The organism is Bradyrhizobium sp. Kon69, from assembly GCF_055807515.1.
The window spans coordinates 1-267 of sequence record NZ_JBVVOS010000372.1; the positions used below are offsets into that span (position 1 = coordinate 1).

Annotated in this window: 1 protein-coding gene; it reads right to left on the bottom strand. The window is 59.2% G+C overall.

The window, feature by feature from the left end; all coding sequences use genetic code 11:
• Positions 1 to 68 precede the first annotated feature (68 nt).
• The coding region (locus AC0L3U_RS39495) for a hypothetical protein (RefSeq protein WP_473365134.1) at positions 69 to 267 on the bottom strand (199 nt) is incomplete at its 5' end.

The following is a 267-nucleotide window of genomic DNA, read 5'->3' on the forward strand; positions in this document are numbered from 1 at the left end:
AATGTATTCGCAGTTCAAATGTGGGAGGGGGCTTGCCCCCGATAGCTATAGCCCAGGCACCACCCAGCTTAAAGCCCCGCCGCCACCAACCCAGGCGCCACCCAGTCATTCACCTGAAACGACCGGCGAATCAGCTTCTCCTGGGAAGCCAGGTCCACCGCGTCCTGCAGTTTGCCAAGGAACACAGGATCTAGGGTCGCCGGGAAAATCGCGCTCAATGACATTCTGATCGCCCAGCAGCAAGCGGTGGAGCGTCTGCAATTGCAG